Source organism: Arenicella sp. 4NH20-0111 (assembly GCF_040366405.1).
Taxonomy (GTDB): Bacteria; Pseudomonadota; Gammaproteobacteria; order Arenicellales; family Arenicellaceae; genus Arenicella.
The window spans coordinates 578,588-595,249 of sequence record NZ_BAABWF010000001.1 but is presented as its reverse complement, the minus strand read 5'-3'; the positions used below and the strand labels follow the sequence as shown (position 1 = coordinate 595,249).

At 44.2% G+C, this 16,662-nt stretch carries 12 protein-coding genes and 1 riboswitch; of the genes, 8 read left to right on the top strand and 4 right to left on the bottom strand.

All coding sequences use genetic code 11. The annotated features are described in order from the left end of the window. Window positions 1–633: 633 nt before the first annotated feature. The 5 genes from ABWW54_RS02495 to ABWW54_RS02475 all read left to right on the top strand — a co-directional run bounded on the left by ABWW54_RS02495 (window position 634) and on the right by ABWW54_RS02475 (window position 6,760). Window positions 634–2,487: a S41 family peptidase gene (locus ABWW54_RS02495; RefSeq protein WP_353409767.1), complete on the top strand. Its 1,854-nt coding sequence runs from the start codon at window positions 634–636 to the stop codon at window positions 2,485–2,487. Window positions 2,488–2,678: 191 nt separating this feature from the next. Further along, window positions 2,679–3,503: a hypothetical protein gene (locus ABWW54_RS02490; RefSeq protein ID WP_353409765.1), complete on the top strand. Its 825-nt coding sequence runs from the start codon at window positions 2,679–2,681 to the stop codon at window positions 3,501–3,503. A 221-nt stretch (window positions 3,504–3,724) separates the two neighbouring features. After that, window positions 3,725–4,117: a hypothetical protein gene (locus ABWW54_RS02485; RefSeq protein ID WP_353409763.1), complete on the top strand. Its 393-nt coding sequence runs from the start codon at window positions 3,725–3,727 to the stop codon at window positions 4,115–4,117. A 42-nt stretch (window positions 4,118–4,159) separates the two neighbouring features. Next, on the top strand, window positions 4,160–5,902 hold the full coding sequence (locus tag ABWW54_RS02480) for a bifunctional helix-turn-helix transcriptional regulator/alpha/beta hydrolase (protein WP_353409761.1): 1,743 nt from the start codon (window positions 4,160–4,162) through the stop codon (window positions 5,900–5,902). Window positions 5,903–5,923: 21 nt separating this feature from the next. Then, window positions 5,924–6,760, top strand: coding sequence for an acyl-CoA thioesterase (locus ABWW54_RS02475; protein WP_353409759.1), 837 nt, complete (start codon window positions 5,924–5,926; stop codon window positions 6,758–6,760). Here ABWW54_RS02475 and ABWW54_RS02470 read toward each other — a convergent pair. The 4 genes from ABWW54_RS02470 to ABWW54_RS02455 form a co-directional block, all read right to left on the bottom strand. Further along, on the bottom strand, window positions 6,743–7,570 hold the full coding sequence (locus ABWW54_RS02470; protein WP_353409757.1) for a phosphotransferase: 828 nt from the start codon (window positions 7,568–7,570) through the stop codon (window positions 6,743–6,745). The two genes, ABWW54_RS02475 and ABWW54_RS02470, sit on opposite strands and share 18 nt — an antisense overlap. Before the next feature lie 6 nt (window positions 7,571–7,576). After that, complete coding sequence (pnuC, locus tag ABWW54_RS02465; RefSeq protein ID WP_353409755.1) at window positions 7,577–8,179, bottom strand: nicotinamide riboside transporter PnuC; 603 nt, start codon at window positions 8,177–8,179, stop codon at window positions 7,577–7,579. Next, window positions 8,180–8,422 (bottom strand): hypothetical protein, encoded by a 243-nt coding sequence (locus ABWW54_RS02460; RefSeq protein WP_353409753.1) that lies wholly within the window; start codon window positions 8,420–8,422, stop codon window positions 8,180–8,182. A gap of 88 nt (window positions 8,423–8,510) precedes the next feature. Further along, window positions 8,511–10,661: a TonB-dependent receptor gene (locus ABWW54_RS02455; RefSeq protein WP_353409751.1), complete on the bottom strand. Its 2,151-nt coding sequence runs from the start codon at window positions 10,659–10,661 to the stop codon at window positions 8,511–8,513. Window positions 10,662–10,711: 50 nt separating this feature from the next. After that, a riboswitch (TPP riboswitch) is annotated at window positions 10,712–10,818 on the bottom strand. 365 nt (window positions 10,819–11,183) lie between these two features. Here ABWW54_RS02455 and ABWW54_RS02450 point away from each other — a divergent pair. From ABWW54_RS02450 to ABWW54_RS02440, 3 genes are all read left to right on the top strand, one after another. After that, window positions 11,184–12,323, top strand: coding sequence for a glycosyltransferase family 9 protein (locus ABWW54_RS02450; RefSeq protein WP_353409749.1), 1,140 nt, complete (start codon window positions 11,184–11,186; stop codon window positions 12,321–12,323). A gap of 178 nt (window positions 12,324–12,501) precedes the next feature. Further along, window positions 12,502–14,973: a TonB-dependent receptor gene (locus ABWW54_RS02445; RefSeq protein ID WP_353409747.1), complete on the top strand. Its 2,472-nt coding sequence runs from the start codon at window positions 12,502–12,504 to the stop codon at window positions 14,971–14,973. 77 nt (window positions 14,974–15,050) lie between these two features. Next, entirely contained in the window at window positions 15,051–16,631 is a 1,581-nt protein-coding gene (locus tag ABWW54_RS02440) for a tetratricopeptide repeat-containing sulfotransferase family protein (protein ID WP_353409745.1), read from the top strand. The last annotated feature ends 31 nt before the right edge of the window (window positions 16,632–16,662 follow it).

Here is a 16,662-nt window from a genome sequence, read left to right as displayed (position 1 = left end):
TTTCGGGAATAAAATCTCACTCGTTGGAATTGGAGAGAGGTTTCCATAGCTCTGTTTAGAGGCTAGAGTTGAATTCGGCACACATTAGGAGTCATTCGCTGAAGGTAGCGAAACGCGTAAGCGGGTAGCGCGGGTCAATCGGGGTTCTTGTTCCTAGGTTTGCGTTGGAAGGACCAACGCAGGGGCGTGATTAACGTCATGCAATTGCTTGAAAAGGTAATTTGGGGTAACGGAATTTGAAGCCCAGTCGAATAGGGTCAGCGGGTCTAAAGAGAACCAACATTATAATGATGGGCAGTAAGCAGATTGGTCTTTGCTTGCTGCCCATCATCTAACATGCGCACGATATGACCCTTTACAACCTGTCTGGTTCGAAAGTGGGCTCGGTTCATCAACGAACTCGACGTTAAACAATGATTGCGTCAATATCATCAAAAATCCAAGCAAACCTGAGCTACTTTAGACTGCATAAGTGATGATAGCTGGGACCAATTTCATCTCATCATGATAAGACCAATTCAGTCGAGGATGGTCTTAATCAGTCTTAAATTGAGTACAGAGTGATACAGACACAAAGTGTCTCCGTTGGCTATGTTAAAGACTCTCTTTAGCTACATATCACGTGATACAAACATGAAAAACTTCACTATATTGATTGCTGTTTGTTTGCTTTGCTCGGTCGCAAATGTATTCGCAATCAATGGCAAAAAACACAGCCTTCGTAATAATCAAGTTCAGGAAGATCTTCGAAACCTCAAAGGGTTTTGGCAGCAGGATGGCTATGGAAGTCTGCTCGTAGTAGGTGATTCGACGATTAAGGAATATGAGACCAGCTCTAAGCATTGCCTGTTAACCAATGAGTATGATTTCCCTGACTTTCCATTATTTCCTACAACGGTCAAAGTAAACAGGGAGCGATCTCAATTTTATTCAAGGCCAGATCTAACCATTCATTCGTACGCTTATAATCTAATTGCTGACTTACCTGATGCTTGTAGGTATGGAATTACGAAGAAAACACGAGACCCTTTAGCAAATTTTGAGGTGTTTTGGGCAATATTCAACGAAAACTACGCCTACTTTAAAGAGCGCAACGTTGATTGGCTGGGTGCGTATGATGAAAATCTGTGGCGCGTTGAACAATTAGGTGAGACGAAAGAAGATCAACTTGCTCTGTTTGAAATTTTTAGTTCAATGATCATGCAGCTCGATCGTGATGGGCATGCTGGCATTGAGTATATTGATTCAGACGATCCTTCGACCACGATTGTGCGCGATGCGGCTAGCTATCGTGAGTTTGGTGAGCGGCTTCGAAGTGAGTTTTCTAAGTCTTATAGTGAAAATGAATTACGGGCGTTATTTGAATCGTACTCTGACTATTTTGATGATTTTGGCGCATTTAAGGAGTACATGTTAATTAATGTGTTTTTCGCCAATTTGAGCCGTAAAGATGCAGAAATAGTAAAGTCCTATATGACGCAAAAATCGCTGCAAGAAGCGGCGAATGGTCAAATTAATTGGGGTGTTATGGAGGGCAATATTGGTTACATTCAAATTTTATCAATGGGGGGATTTTCAACTGACAGAGAGGCATCAGTTGAGGAATTCTTGGCCTCACTCGAAATAGAAATGAGTCATATTGTCAACGAGTTCAGAGACACGGATTCGGTGATTCTAGATGTGCGTCTAAATGGAGGCGGACTAGATCTAATCGGTCTCGAGATAGCAAAATATTTTTATGATAGGCCGCGAACGGTGTTCAGAAAAAAAGCTCGCAGCGAAGATCGAGACGCGAATAAGGTGAATATTAGAATTAAGCCCGCACCCATTTCTTACATAAAGCCGATTTACTTATTGACCAGTTCGGTTACGGCGAGTGCCGCCGAAATATTTACATTGGCAATGAAAGAATTGCCTTACGTGAGGTTGGTTGGGGAGCCTACTAATGGAATATTTTCGGACGTGCTAGTTAAAACGTTACCGAACGGGTGGACTGTCGATGTTTCCAATGAAATCTATGCTGACCATCAAGGAATTAGCTATGAATACGTAGGAGTTGTGCCAGATGAAACTGCCTTGATGTTTGATAAAGCCTATCGAGGCGCTGGTAAGGATTCTGCGTTAGAGCGCGTGAGTCAATTGGTAGGGCAGGCTGACGGCGTAAGTTGCGAGTATCGAGTTAACCACACCTGGCCAAATCATTTCCTAGCTAAGGTGAGAGTGATTAATGTCAGTTCTGAGCCAATTTTTGGATGGAGTGTTGGTATGCAATTCAATGAAGATGCCGAGATTAATCTATTTTGGAACGCCAATATTAACGGTGATGCCTCAGAGTTTAGTGCTAAAAATAAGCCTTGGAACTCGCAGATTAAGCCAGGAGGAAGTGTAACTTTCGGGCTTATTGGGTCAACTTTAAATGGAGAAACCCCCAGCCCGTACCTCACTGGAATTTGTAATCCAGACCTTTCTAAAGTGGTGGTTAAGTAATTCCTAAAGTAGAAATACATAGGAAAAGATGACGTTAGGAGGGTCGTTGTTACTTGGATTGGAGTTGATAAAACCTCAATTCCAATCCAAAACAGGACACAGTGCTCGTATGCTGTTTATTTAATTGATTTTTGTCAGTTAGTTAATTATCTTAGTCGTCAGGGATTAGATAACTTAAAGGAGAACTATGTATGTCTAAGAAACCTAACTTCATGGAACGAGGGTTGGTTGTGCAGCCTAATTCGAAAAATCTTGCTCCGGAAAACCAAAAGGTACTTGATCGTTTAGCCGCGCTCGTTGGTTTTGTAGCCATTAGCTTACCGTTAATAATGATTATTGGTGGTACTGTTGGTGGCAGTTGCTTTCGCGATAGTATTTCGCACTTTTATCACGCACAATTTCTCGGGGGCTTTTTTGTTGGCTTACTGTTTTTCATAGGTGGTTTCTTGCTGGCGTATTCTGGAGATCATTGGATGGAGACGATTGGTAGTACTATTGCTGGATTAGGCGCATTCGGAGTGGCACTATTTCCAACTGCAGGAGCAGGATGCGAAGCACAAACCAGCTTTTTATCGCGAGTGTTTGTCAATGTGAGCAATAAAGCAGATAACGGAGTTTATGAAGTGACTGCGGTGGAGCAGGGACAACGCTACTTTGAATTATTTGGCGCTGCCAGCGAGTACCATATGATTGGTGCCGGCATTGTCTTTATCTATTTGGGTTTGTTCTGCATTATTGTTCTACGGCGAGTAATTCCAGAAAAACATGGTGCTGGAACGAATATGGTGTCCACGAAGCGGGCTAGAAATGCGGTCTATTTTTGGTGTGGTGTTATCATTCTTTTTAGTGTCGCTGTTCTTGGTTTGAAAGGCCGAGTTTTTGATGATGATCTTGTATGGTGGAATTCGTTGAATTTAACGTTTTGGGTGGAACTTGTCGCCTTGTGGGCGTTTGGATTTGCATGGATTATCAAAGGGCGTATTTTTGCTAGGCTTAATGATGATGTCATTGGTTGAAGAATAACCAGCGGCCGTTAATTATCTAATTAAGGCAAGCGCCTTTGCTTGTTGTCTACCACCCAAACCGATAATCGGATTTACTGCTGTTGGACAGCCTAGCCTAAAAATTGACGTTGTTATACAACTGAGCGTTGGTGAAATTATGGTTTGTCTGCGTACGTACTGATAAAATGACTGCCTGAAAACACTCTCATTTAATTCATATCAGGAGATTATTCATGTTTAAGGCTGTAAACAAATTAAGCGTAGTTACAGTGATGAGCTTTAGTGCAGTATTGGCAGTACAATCTCATGCCGAAAAAATTAAAGGCGACGCTATCTGCAGTAAGATAAAGACATGCGCGTTGGAAAGCATTGAGGGTCAGCAAATTCCGGAGCAGATGATGGAAATATTGATGAGTCAACTAGACACTCAATGTGCCACGGCATTTAAAAGTAAGGAAAAAGAGATTGTCGATGCTGGCTTAACGGATGAAGCCAATGCGTGCGCGGATTCAATGGTGTCTCTGTCTTGCGAAAAACTAATGTCTCCCGAGGGTGGCGCTAACAAGACACAAGAATGTGAGGCGTTTGAAGCATCCGCTAAGAAAGCAGGAATAGACGTCAACTAGCTTGATAGAAACTTTTAAGCTCACCTATCGGCGTTTTTGAACGTGAATGCAGAGAGTGTTAATTCGAATCGTGATCTTCTTCAAGTGGATTCCGACGAATTAGTAGATGCAATCTATGGGTTGGCATTAAACCCCGATCAATTTGATAGCTTTTCCTTGGTTTGGGATGAGTTTATTAGATCTTCCTCAGATGGTAATGAAAGCCATGAAGAGATAAATGGACGTCTAAATGAGCTATTAGGCCATCACTTCGAGCGTGCATTTAAGCTCATGGAACGGATAGGACGCGATGGTCACTTGGAAACCTCCACAAGTGATTATGTGGCTAGCCGTTTAGCTCCGTCTATAGAACTAGATTCTTCAGGCGGGTTATTAACCGCTAACCATGCTGCCAGTGAGTATTTTTTAATCTCTCCAACGGCACCAACTTTGCTCGAATTGTTCAGTAATGTGCTTCATGAGGACAGCATTAAGGCGATAACTCAGTCTTTTGAAAAAGTGTGCAATGGTCAGAAAATGGTAGCCGTTTTGGTGTTACTTTCTGATCGCACACCGTGTGTATTTGTTGTAAAGCGACTTAAGGGTTCAAGTTCAATTATTATTGACGTGGCCGCGACACGCTGGAGTAATAGTGCCGAAAGTATTCTGAACAGTAATTATGCATTGACCGTTCATGAGTGCGAAATTGTCTCTTTATTGTATCAAGGTTTATCAGCTAAACGCATTGCGCAATATCGGGATCGGTCTGAAGAGACTGTCAGGACTCAGATCAGGTCTGTCTTAAAAAAGATGCACTGCGAATCTCAGGCACAGCTGGTTAGGCTATTGACGGGATTGGTTTTCTTAAGTGGTGAGCAAGAGCATTCAGGGTGGTTGAGTAATCGCTATTCGATCAATAGAGTAAGCGTGAAAAACAATCGTTCTATTGAGTTTTATGATGTGGGGAATCCCAGTGGCAAGGCTCTCGTCATCTTTCACGGGATTATGCATACGCCCGAGTTGCCTGAGTGTTTGTTGGATTCCTTGTTAAATAATGATTATCGGATCATAGGTGTTTGTCGAGCTGGTTACGGTCATTCTTCGCCTCCGAGTTCGTGGCGTGGATTGTTGGAGTCTAATGCTGATGACGTGAATTCCGTTTTGTCTCATTTGAGCATTTCGAGAGTCAGGTGTATTGGTATACTGGGAGGCAGTGCTTTTGCGTATGCATTTGCAGCACGGTTTACGGGGATAGTTGATCAAGTCCTCGCTATATCGGGTGTTGTTCCTTACATGAGTAAGCGTGACGTAGAGCAATTGCCTCCGGTAGCTCGTGCAATGGCAGTCGCTTCAGCGAGTTTTCCAAAACTTCTCCCTTTATTGGTTCGAAGTGCGGTGGCTGTCGTTGACCGAGGTGACACACAAAAAATTGCGCAAATGGCCTATCGAGACTCTCCAGTTGATCTTACCGTGGCGCTTACGCCAACGGTGTTGCCAAAATTAAACCAAGCGTATCGTTTTACAGCCAGTCAAGGCTACTCGGCTTACGCGTACAACGGGGTAGCCGTAACCGCTGATCATCGGTTGTTTGTTAATGAGTTAACGTGTCCTATAGCGTTGATTCATGGAGTGGAGGACCAGATTCAATCGATAGAGTCGGTTAGGCGGTTTGCTGAAAATTATGACAACGTCACACTGTCGGAAGTAGATAATGTTGGGCAGTTGGCGATTTTTTCCGAACCTGAAGAGATAACAACGCTGGTGATGCGAGCTTTTGAGCGTAGTGCTTTTAAAGCAGCCAGTTAAGAATAGAAGTTAAGAAGTAGAATGTCTAAATCAAGCAGTCCATTACTGGACTTTTTAAACTGTGAAACCTTGGACTTAAACCTGTACCGAGGGCAAAGTCGAGATTTTAAAACTGGGCAAGTATACGGTGGGCAGGTGTTAGGCCAAGCGATTAAGGCTGCTTATAATACGTTGCCCGAAGACCGCTTTATACACTCTGCGCATGCTTACTTTTTGTTGCGCGGTGATGTCGATGCGCCCATCATTTATGAGGTTGATCGAAGCCTTGATGGAGGCAGTTTTTCATCTAGGCGTGTCGTTGCCATACAGCATGGCCGGCAGATATTTCACTTATCGGCTTCGTTCCAAAAGCCTGAAGAGGGTTTGGATTTTTATCGTAAATGGGTACCTCCTGTCGATGCGCTACATGAGGCATTGGAGCAAACAGTTCCGTTGGATCATAATTTTCAAAATGAGTACTTTGATGTTCACTATTTACCGTCGGAGAAAGTGACTCGTGAGGACTGTGTTCAGTATTGGATGAAAGCCAAGCACCCTTTGCCCGACGATCTTGCCTGTCACCACTCTGTGTTAGCTTATATTTCTGACATGGGCTTACTTCAGGCCACACTCATTCCACATAAGTTGGATGAACCAGATCTGCAGAAGCGGCATGAAAAGGTATTGCTAGCGACCATAGATCACGCAATTTGGTTTCATCGACCATTTCGGGCTGATGATTGGTTGTTTTATGAGTGTCGTGTGCAATCAACCGGCAATGGTCGAGGTCTGGCTCACGGACGCATACACGATCAATCAGGCGCATTGGTTGCCTCAACTTCACAAGAAGGGTTGCTGAGGTTACGCAGGCTGAAGTGACACTCCGAGTTGCGTCGCTAACTCGTCTACTTTGTCAAAGCGAGCCGTGTTTTGTTGAGCGTAGTCATTTCCATATTTATGAAGATGCCACAACAAATCTCCCCATAGCAGTGTGAGCTGTGAAGATAAAAATATTCGCTCACTCGTTTGATCACTCCAATCATTTGAGTAAGCGCTCAAAAAAGCCTTAGCTTCGTCTAAACTTAAATCTCGGTATAAGATAATTGCAGCCAGATCAAACCACGGATTATTAGCTTGTGCAAATTCCCAATCTATGATGATGGCTTGGTCATTCGAGCCCAAGCAGTTTTCATTAACCAGATCGTTATGGCAAAAGCAGACAGAGATAGGGTGCGTCAGAAATTCATCAACCAAGCCGGTTAGTTGCTCATGCCATGCTTTGATGCTTCTTGGGGCGTTTTCCAGATACGACGCGTAAAAGCCCTTTAGGTCAAAAGGTTTCTGATCCGTTATTGGGATACTGTGAAGTAGAGTTAAAGCTTGGGCTGTCGATTCCAGACTGGGCTGTTCTGTATTCACGTACTCCATCAACGCAACTGGCTTCTGCGAAAAAAGTACTTTAGGTGCGATGCCCAGCTTGCTGGCTCTAGTTTGCGCGATGACGGCTTGCTCGAAGGAGTGATCAAAGATCTTTAGAACCAGTTTGTCATTGTTATGACTCAGTAACGCTGTCAAATGATTTTTGCCGGCAGTAAATACGCTTATCAGTCTTGGTTCAGATTGAAGACCCCAGTCGGCCCATTGCGTTAAGAAGAAGTTCAGGCGCTTGCGGGAGTGAGTCGATGGCATTTTAGTTTAAGCGGTTTGTGATCTGTAGTTACTTCGCCATTGGAAGTAACCCCACACAGCAATGATTACGTAGAGCAAGAATAGAATTGCGTATAAATAGAACTCGCGACTGATAAATAAATAGATAGACGCACTGTTGATAACAATCCAATACAACCAATTTTCCAAAACCTTTCGGGTCACCATCCATGTTGTGATCACGGCTGACCACGTTGTGAATGAATCCAAATAGGGCAATGCGGCGTCAGTGTGCTGGCTCAAACTATAGCCGCTTAGAAGGCACAGAAAAGCAACAGTGCCAATACTGGTGATGTGTTCCTTAGCGCTCCATGAACGAATGGGTAGGTGGGAACTGTTATCTGGCAATTTTCTTTGCCAACACCACCAGCCGTAGACAGCCATGATTAAATAGTACGCGTTGAGTGCAGATTCCATTGGTAGCATCCCCTCGTAAAAGAGAACAACCGCTGTGCCAGTACCAATGAGTGCACAGGGCCAACACCAACTGTTTTCGCGAGCAGCTAAAATCACATACGCCAGCCCGAATGAGACAGACACGACTTCAAGGTCGCTGGTGGCTGCCCACGCTTGAGCTAATTGCTCGAGCATTCAATCATAACCTTTGAGTTCTCGTGCATCTCCTTGTAAATACTTACACACAAATACTATCTTGCCATACTTTTGCATTGAGGCTCTCATGGCATGGTTTAGCAAGGCTGTGACAGCATCAAAGGTGCCAAAAAGTCTTGTGCTCATATTTGAAGATCGAATCTCGATATCACCGGCCCGGTCATTGATATCGTCTAAGAACTCTTTAATCTTAGGTTTGTATCCGTCTTGTAACGGATACATACTAATTTCCACTGATAAATACATAGGCAGTTGATTTTCACCTTGCTGTTGAAGCTGTTAATCGAAAAATGGCGATAGCTCTGAGTTGCTAGAAATCCACTACCGCACGCACACCAACGACTCGAGGTGCGCCAAACTGATTGTATGGTTCAGTTTCGTAGAACTTCCTTGGGTCATTCCCAAAGCTGCCAAAACCACGAGTTTGGACTAGCTCATCCGACAGATTCTTGCCAAATAATGCTACCCGCCAGTTTTCTTGTTGGTAGGTTAGCTCCAAGTTTAATAGCTCGTAAGCATCAGAGCGTTCCTCGTGGCGTTCTGAGAAGAAAAAGCCGTCTTTTGCTTCAATCGACCCACTGATGATGAGATGGTCTGTAATTGCGAACGCTCCACCAATAACCCATTGGTAGTCTGGGGCGTGGGCTTGAGAGCGACCCTTAAGATTGAAAGGGGTGCCAGTGTCTCGGTCGGCGTTAACATGATCGAATGTCAGAAAGTCATCAAATTCAGTATCGAGTAAGCCAACAGAGGCGATCAACTCCAGTTTGTCGTTAACTAGCCACGTTGTCTCCAACTCAACCCCCTTGTTCGACCCACTGGAAGCATTGCCAACGAAGTCGGTAAAGCTGCACGGGCATGAGCCACCTACGATTCCGGACTCGATAGAACGAACAATTGACTGACGACTCTGAATGTCCTCACGGTCTTGGTAGAACATGGCCACTTGTAATTGCACTGAGCCATCTAGGTAAGTGTTTTTAATCCCCACCTCATAGTTGATCATGGTTTCAGTATCAAATTCTCGATCTCGATTATCCAGATCGCCGCTTAAATTGAAGCCGCCTGCTTTATAGCCCCTTGAAATTAGACCGTAATAGAGTGCGCCATTATCAGCGTTGTATTCTAAGGCGATGCGTCCCCCCCACAAACTTTCATCTGGGGACGCCTGATTACCATTGTTGTCTCGATATTGTGTGTCGCGGTGTTCAAGCCTAAGTCCACTGGTCAAAGCAAGTCGATCAGAAAGAGGGAGTTGTATTTGTCCGTAAATCGCTGAGTTTTTTGTGTCTAGAACGCTATTAAAGTCGCCTTCATTAAAGGTATACACACGGTCTAACTCGATTTCTTGGTTTCGGTGGTACACGCCGATTACCCAGGTGTCTGATTTAATGCGTGCGTCAAAACTTACATTTTGATTCTCGCGTTGGTAACGGTCAAAGCTCGAATAGAACCAATCAAAGCCAAACAAGGAGGTATCGCAGGCTGTACCGTTACAAATTCCCAGATGGCTCCAATCTTCATCGTAGCCATAGTCTAAATCAGAATCAGCGGCGCTTAATAGCCCTTCAAATGACAAAGCATCGGAAATTTCATAGATAACTTTAACCGAACCAGCGTTTGTTTTTTGCCTGTCAAAACCCGGCTCATCCGAATACGTCTGTCGTGTATTATCGAGACTAAAGGCATCGTATCCGTTATCAACGTCTGCTAAAAAAGCGGTCAAATCGACTGCCAAGCGTTGGCCTAAGTCTGCTGTGTATCTGAATCTGGCGGTGGTTTCATCAATGTTGTTGGTGTCGTCTCTTTCGAGAAATACATCTTCTGTAAAGCCATCACTTTGATACCGCTTAAGCGCTATGCGGTAGCCCGATGTGTCTGAGGTCGGGCCAGAGACAACCGCACTCAGCTCTTGTCCACCAAAATCCTCAATGCCCGCGCTAATGTGGGTCGTTAGTTCGGTGCTGGGTTTGTTAGATACGATATTGATTAAACCAGCCAGAGCGTTTGCTCCAAATAAGGTACCTTGAGGGCCGCGTAAGACTTCAACCTGCTTGACATCTAAGGTGCTGGCGCCGGAGGCGATACCGGTGAAGTCGATGCCATCAATGACGACGCCAACCGAATTAATTATTGGATCTTGGAATTCACTGCGCTCGCCAATTCCTCTGATTTGTATAAAGCGACCTCGAGATGCGCCCGTCGCAAAGTTAACATTGGGTGCTAGATTTAAAAGGTCTTCAAGGTGTTGGGCTCCACGCGTCTCGATTGTGGAGCTGTCTATGACACTCACGCTATTCGGTAGATCTAGAACGCTTTCTTCGATGAATTCAGCGGTGACTATAATTTCCTCTAAGGAGGATTGTTGAGCGTGGGATAGGGGCGTAAAACTACACGCGATAGCAAGTAACGCGGTAACAGGCCGTAATCTAATTGTAGAATTACAGTTTACTAACTTCATGTTGGTCTCTTCTCTTTAACAGCATGTTGAGACCCGGTAGGCGAACGAGGTGGTCAAATAACTCCCATCCCTACGCCGGTGTTAGCCGGATCAGGTTCTTAGGGTTTTCGTCGTTGGACAATTCTCAGACTGTAAACAGCCTCCCCTTGGGTGCCTTAACTTCAAGCACGTCTATTCTAGCATGTTGAAACAGTACCTACCTCATCTTGCAATCACTAAGGTGATCTATTTGCTGATTTTAGCGAGATCAATGGAATGGGGTGATGAAGGTTTGCAAACCGAGCCTTGATATCGTAAATGTGGATATCTTTTTGAGAGCAGTGAGTGATGGTTTGCTTACTTTTCAATTCGATGGAGAATGAATCTTGGTCGAAAAAGAAGAGCGGTAATGTGAATCTACTAATTCGAGCATTTTCAAATAAAAAGGCGTATATTTACAGGCTCGCCTACGCATTAGTGCGTTGTGTAATACTTCTGTAACTTTGGCGCGTAGACTGCGGGTTTTCTATTTAGAGAGTAATAATGAACGCGTATAATCACGAAACTTCACCGCTAAACTCACCAACCGCTGAGACTGCAAAGATTTTGGTGGTGCGTTTTATGGCGATTGGCGACGTAGTATTGTCGTCTGTATTGTGCAATTCCTTGAAAAAGACATTCCCTAAAGCTCAAGTTGACTTTCTTGTTCATGAAGTCAGTGCCAGTCTTTTTGAAATGCACCCTTATATTGATAACATTATTCCTATCACATCCAGTGAACGTAAGAACCCTTTTAAGTACTGGCGTAAAATTCGAAATGTTACTGCCCAGGGCTATGATTTGGTGGTAGATGCTCAGTCTACAAATAAAAGTGAGTTCATCTCTCTCTTTGCTCGTAAACGTGCAATCTGCATTGGCCGCGTAAAACGAGGACGAGGATTTTTTTATACCAATAAAGTTGATCCTAAGGCTTCCGGCGGAAATAAAGTTGCCGAACGTTTACGTTTGCTCGAGCCATTAGTGGCGATGGGGTTTGATGTAAAGCGTGACGAGCGCTTTGTTATTAATACCCCAATGGCTCTTAAGAATGAGTTGCGGGCTGGTATGGAGGCGTCAGGTATTGATTTTAATAGGCCTGTATTTTTGATGTCTGTAACGGCAAAAGAGACTGATAAGCGGTGGAGCTCAGAAAAAATGCAAGGCTGGGCTCAGTATGCGATCGACGCCTATAAGGCTCAAATAGTATTGTTTTGGGGGAGCGTGGAAGAAAAGTCTGAGGTTGAGAAGTTTTACGAAGCCATGGGGCAACATCCAGATATCCATCCTTCCATCAATACTGACAGTTTACCTAAGCTTGCCGCGGCAATGTCTCATTGTGATCTTTTTTTAGGTAACGAAGGAGGCCCGCGTCATATTGCTCAAGCTTGTGGCCTTCCGAGCGCTTGCGTTTTTTCTCCAAGTGCCAAAAAAGGAGAGTGGTTGGTCAGCGATTCAAATTTACATCAAGCTGTTGAGTGGGATGATGTTTCTGAGCTTTCTACTAAGGAAATAAATGTCATTAATGCATCATTAGAAAGAGATAGTGAGCAGTACAAATTGCTGTATTTGACCATAAATTTGGAACATGTAACGAAATTGTTAGATGCCGTTGCGCTAGCGGCTGGCATACCTAAGAAGGTGTGAAATAGCGGTTTTATGTGATCAAAAAACGTCCTGGTGGTTTGAGTCTGTTTTGCAGTGAAAATAATGAGCTTTCTTGCTTGAGTTTTCATCATATTTTGTAAGAAAGGCATCCTTTACAAAAAAATGTCGTAATGGCATAAGGGCACTATAACAACATAAAATATAGTGAGAGCCTTAAATGAAATATACTCAGAAAAATCCGTTGATAGCGGTTTGTCCAAGAGCGATTCGTCCAAGCAAGTTGGCTGTCGCGATGGCAATAGTCACCTTTCCTTTGTTAACTCCCAGCGTTGCGCTTTCCCAACAAAATACCGTAGAAGGCTTGGACGAAATTGTCGTAACTGGGTCGCGTCGGTCTGAAAACCTACAAGACGTTCCCATCAATATAGCGGCGGTTAATACCGAACAAATCGAAGCATTGCGATTGGCCGGTATTAACGAGATAGCTCGCTATGTGCCGGGCCTTACTGTTATCGATCGCGGACCGCGTGATGAGAATCCGGACCTGTTTGTACGCGGACTTAATACCACCGGTTTGGGGCCTGGTTTTGGCTCTGATACCGTAGCAACGTATTTTGGTGACATCCCACTTCAAGTTGATTTTAAACCCGTCGATTTAGAGCGAGTCGAGGTATTGATTGGCCCACAAGGTACCTTGTACGGTCAAGGTACGATGGGCGGCGCTATTCGTTACATTCCTAAGAAAGCAAACTTTAACGAGTTTGAATTTTCAGCACGAGGTGGCTTCAGCCAAAACAGTGAGAGTGAGAGTGTCGGGTATGAGACGGGCCTGACTCTGAATATACCTTTAATCGATGACAGGTTGGCATTGCGCGCCAACGTAGATTATTTGGACGACCCTGGTTTTATAGATTATAACTTCGTCGTGCGTCAAGGTGGCGTATCTAACCCAGAGCCCACTGCGGCTAATCGTGACGCCAACCTTCGACGAGTTGAAGACGCTAATGGAGAACAGTCATTATCCGCTCGATTGAATTTGAATTGGGCCGTCAGTGACACCGTTAACGTTAATGCCTGGTATTTGTATCAGGATACCGAAGCCGAAGGTCGTCAAATAGCCAATCAATTGTCGTTTGGTACCGGCCCCTACGAAGCTGGTTTGCGATATGAAGAGCCAAATGACTTTACCGATGAGCTATTTAGCATCGAGGTTGAAGCAGACTTAGGGTTTGCGGATGCGACTATATCGGCAGGTCATAGCGAATATGATGAAATAGGCCAACGTGATCAAACTGATTTATTGCTTAACTTTCAGTACGGTTATGAATTTTTTCCTAGTTTTTCTTCATTCACTCGTGAAACAGCGCATGAGGAATCAGACACCATTGAAATTCGTTTAACGTCTAATGGAGATGGTGCATTGTCTTGGACGGCAGGGTATTTCTATAACGATTTCAGTACCGATGCCGTCAGTGAAGAATTTACGCCAGGATTTTCGCAGTTTGCGGTTGATAACTTTGGCGGCGTGCAAGTGCGTCCAGATGACCTTGAATATATTCAACTAACAGATGCAAATGTGACAGAGCAGGCTCTTTTCGGCGAGCTTACTTGGAATTTCACTGACAATTTAGCCGCCACAATCGGCTATCGTCGATATGACTTTGAAGTTGATACTACCGGTGGGTTTGGTCTTCCCCTTTTGGAGACCGTATTTAATGGTGAGTCACCAACGGAGATAAACAGTTTTATCGATTTAGGAACTAATCGAGGTGAAGATGATGGAGATTTGATTAAATTTAATCTGTCGTATGACCTTGATGAAGATAACTTACTGTACTTCACTTACTCTGAAGGTTATCGCAATGGCGGTGTAAACTCGGTGCCAGAATGCACGCCAGAGCAATTAAACAGTACATCTCAGCAGCTTTGCGCACAAGCTAACGAGGTTTTAATTGATCCCGATACTATTGAGAATTACGAGTTGGGTTATAAGGGAAGGTTGTTTGATAACCGCTTAACAGCCAACGTTTCTTTTTACTATATTGATTGGCAGGATCTACAGGTGAGTACAACAACTGCTTTAGGCAGCTTGCCCATTACTGGAAACGGTTCAGCTGCGGAAAGTAAAGGTTTTGAGTTTCAAGGACGATGGTTAGTAAGTGATCGCTTAGAAGCAGCGTTAACTTACGCTTATACAAACGCTGAGTTAACCGAATTCGCACCTGGGTTAGTTGGGCCGCTGGATGCATTGGCTGGTTCTCGATTGCCAGGGCACGCAGAGCATCAAGGTTCACTTAACTTAACGTACGCCACTGAGGCCTGGGGCGGAGAGTTGGATTTCAACTATGGTCTGGTTTTCTTTAGCGACGTTTTTAATATTGTAGGCGGTGATGAAGATACATTACGTGCTGCAGATGGAACTCCTGGCGACCGAGGTGGTGAAGCAATCCCGTCATACGATGTACATCATATGGCCGCAACGTACCGAAGAGATAATTGGAGCGTTCAAGCGTATATCGACAATGTTTGGGACGAGTACTACGTGACTGGAACTCGAACTACCCGCCGCTTTCTGCAAAACGAAACCTCGGGGCCAGGTAATTTGATAAATGGTTTTACTCTCAGAACGTACGGACAGTTTGTTGGTGCGCCGAGAACCGTTGGTGTTAAATTCACCTATGATTTTTAGGAGCACCAAAAATCTCGTCGCCTTGTCGAAAGGTTGACGTATATTAAGAGGGGTATTTTTAATACCCCTTTTTTTATATGGATCAGAACGTAAAAGCGCTACATCGGCTGGCAGTTGCCGCGATAAATGAACGTGATTTCACGAAATGCGAAGCCCTAAGCGCGCAAATTTTGGATGTTGATAGCCAAGTCGCAGATGCTTGGTTTTTAAGAGCGATGAGCTTTCTTGCCATGGGTAAGCTTCAAGTCTCGCTGGCGAACCTCCTTAAAGCACTTAAATTAGAGCCAACCAATCCTGAGTACCTCGGTCAGTTTGCGAAGCTATGCTTAATGGTGAACGAGCCAGCCAGAGCGGGCGAAGCAGCGCGGCGTGTATTAGCGTTGTGTTCGCAGGATGCGTTAACGTTGGATACCGTCGGAGTTGTACTGACTAAGCTGGCAGACTACGAAAGTGCTTATAATGCGCTTAAGAGGGCAGTGGAAATTTGCCCCGATAATTCACAGTTTAATTTTAACTTGGCGTCAGCGGCACACTTCATTGGTAACGAGTCGGAAGCTGAAACTTACTATTTGGAGGCTATCGCCCTTAATCCGAAGTTCGCCCGGGCCTACTGGGCTCTTTCTGAATTGTACAAAAATCGCCATGAACGCGCACCGCAAACGCAGGCATTGGAAGCACTGTTAGAAGGCCGTGAACTCAATGCGGAGGATGAGTTATACCTTTGTCATACGCTGGCTCGAATTAGAGAGGATGAGGGCCGCTTTGTTGATTCGTTTAAATTGTTGAATCGAGGTAAACGCCGCTTTGGCGAGCGGATATCCTATTCCTGGGAGGATGACCAAAGCCTATTTAATTCAATTAAAAAATCTTACCCATTAGTTCAAGGCTCGCCCCAAGCCATGAGTTTAGGTGAAGAAGCTATTTTTGTATTGGGAATGCCTAGGTCTGGTACCACTCTGGTAGACCGAATTTTGAGTACACATTCATCGGTACAATCGCTTGGAGAACTACAAAACTTTGCTCTTGTTACTAAACAACTCACGAAATCAAAAACGGCAAGCGTTTTGGATGAGGACGTTAATACCAAAATGAATCAGCTTAATTTGATTCAAGTTGGGCAGGCATATTTGAGCTCTCTGATTAATCGAGACCGTCAACAGCCTAAGTTTGTTGACAAGACACCGTTAAACTTTCTGCAATTGGGTTTGATTTGTGAATCGTTGCCGGCTGCAAAAATTATCCTGGTACGGCGTAATGCCATGGATACTTGCCTTAGTAATTTTAGGCAACTTTTTGCGGTTTCCTTTTCATATTACAATTATCAATACAGCTTAAAAGACACCGCTAACTATTATCGATTGTTTGATGATTTAATGGCATTTTGGGCTGGATTGTACGGGGATCGAATCCACACAGTGAATTATGAAGACTTGCTTGATAGGCCAGAATCGGAATCAAAAAAAATGTTAGAACATTGTGGTTTAGAGTGGGAAGAACAATGCCTTAGGTTCTATGAAAACAAAGCGGCTGTGGCTACAGCGAGTGCTATGCAAGTCAGAGAACCTATTTATAAAACGTCGGTAGCAAGATGGAAAAAGTATGAGTCTCAATTGCAAGATGCAAAACTCGTGTTCGATGCTGCAGGTATCAAATATTGATCAAGACTTTAAGCTAGCCACAACACCATGA

Coding starts and splice junctions, on each gene's coding strand:
- ABWW54_RS02495 (WP_353409767.1), top strand. CDS start 634: ATGAAAAACTTCACTATATTGATTGCTGTTTGTTTGCTTTGCTCGGTC.
- ABWW54_RS02450 (WP_353409749.1), top strand. CDS start 11,184: ATGAACGCGTATAATCACGAAACTTCACCGCTAAACTCACCAACCGCT.
- ABWW54_RS02455 (WP_353409751.1), bottom strand. CDS start 10,661: ATGAAGTTAGTAAACTGTAATTCTACAATTAGATTACGGCCTGTTACC.
- ABWW54_RS02470 (WP_353409757.1), bottom strand. CDS start 7,570: ATGCCATCGACTCACTCCCGCAAGCGCCTGAACTTCTTCTTAACGCAA.
- ABWW54_RS02460 (WP_353409753.1), bottom strand. CDS start 8,422: ATGTATCCGTTACAAGACGGATACAAACCTAAGATTAAAGAGTTCTTA.
- ABWW54_RS02485 (WP_353409763.1), top strand. CDS start 3,725: ATGTTTAAGGCTGTAAACAAATTAAGCGTAGTTACAGTGATGAGCTTT.
- ABWW54_RS02475 (WP_353409759.1), top strand. CDS start 5,924: ATGTCTAAATCAAGCAGTCCATTACTGGACTTTTTAAACTGTGAAACC.
- ABWW54_RS02445 (WP_353409747.1), top strand. CDS start 12,502: ATGAAATATACTCAGAAAAATCCGTTGATAGCGGTTTGTCCAAGAGCG.
- pnuC (WP_353409755.1), bottom strand. CDS start 8,179: ATGCTCGAGCAATTAGCTCAAGCGTGGGCAGCCACCAGCGACCTTGAA.
- ABWW54_RS02440 (WP_353409745.1), top strand. CDS start 15,051: ATGGATCAGAACGTAAAAGCGCTACATCGGCTGGCAGTTGCCGCGATA.
- ABWW54_RS02490 (WP_353409765.1), top strand. CDS start 2,679: ATGTCTAAGAAACCTAACTTCATGGAACGAGGGTTGGTTGTGCAGCCT.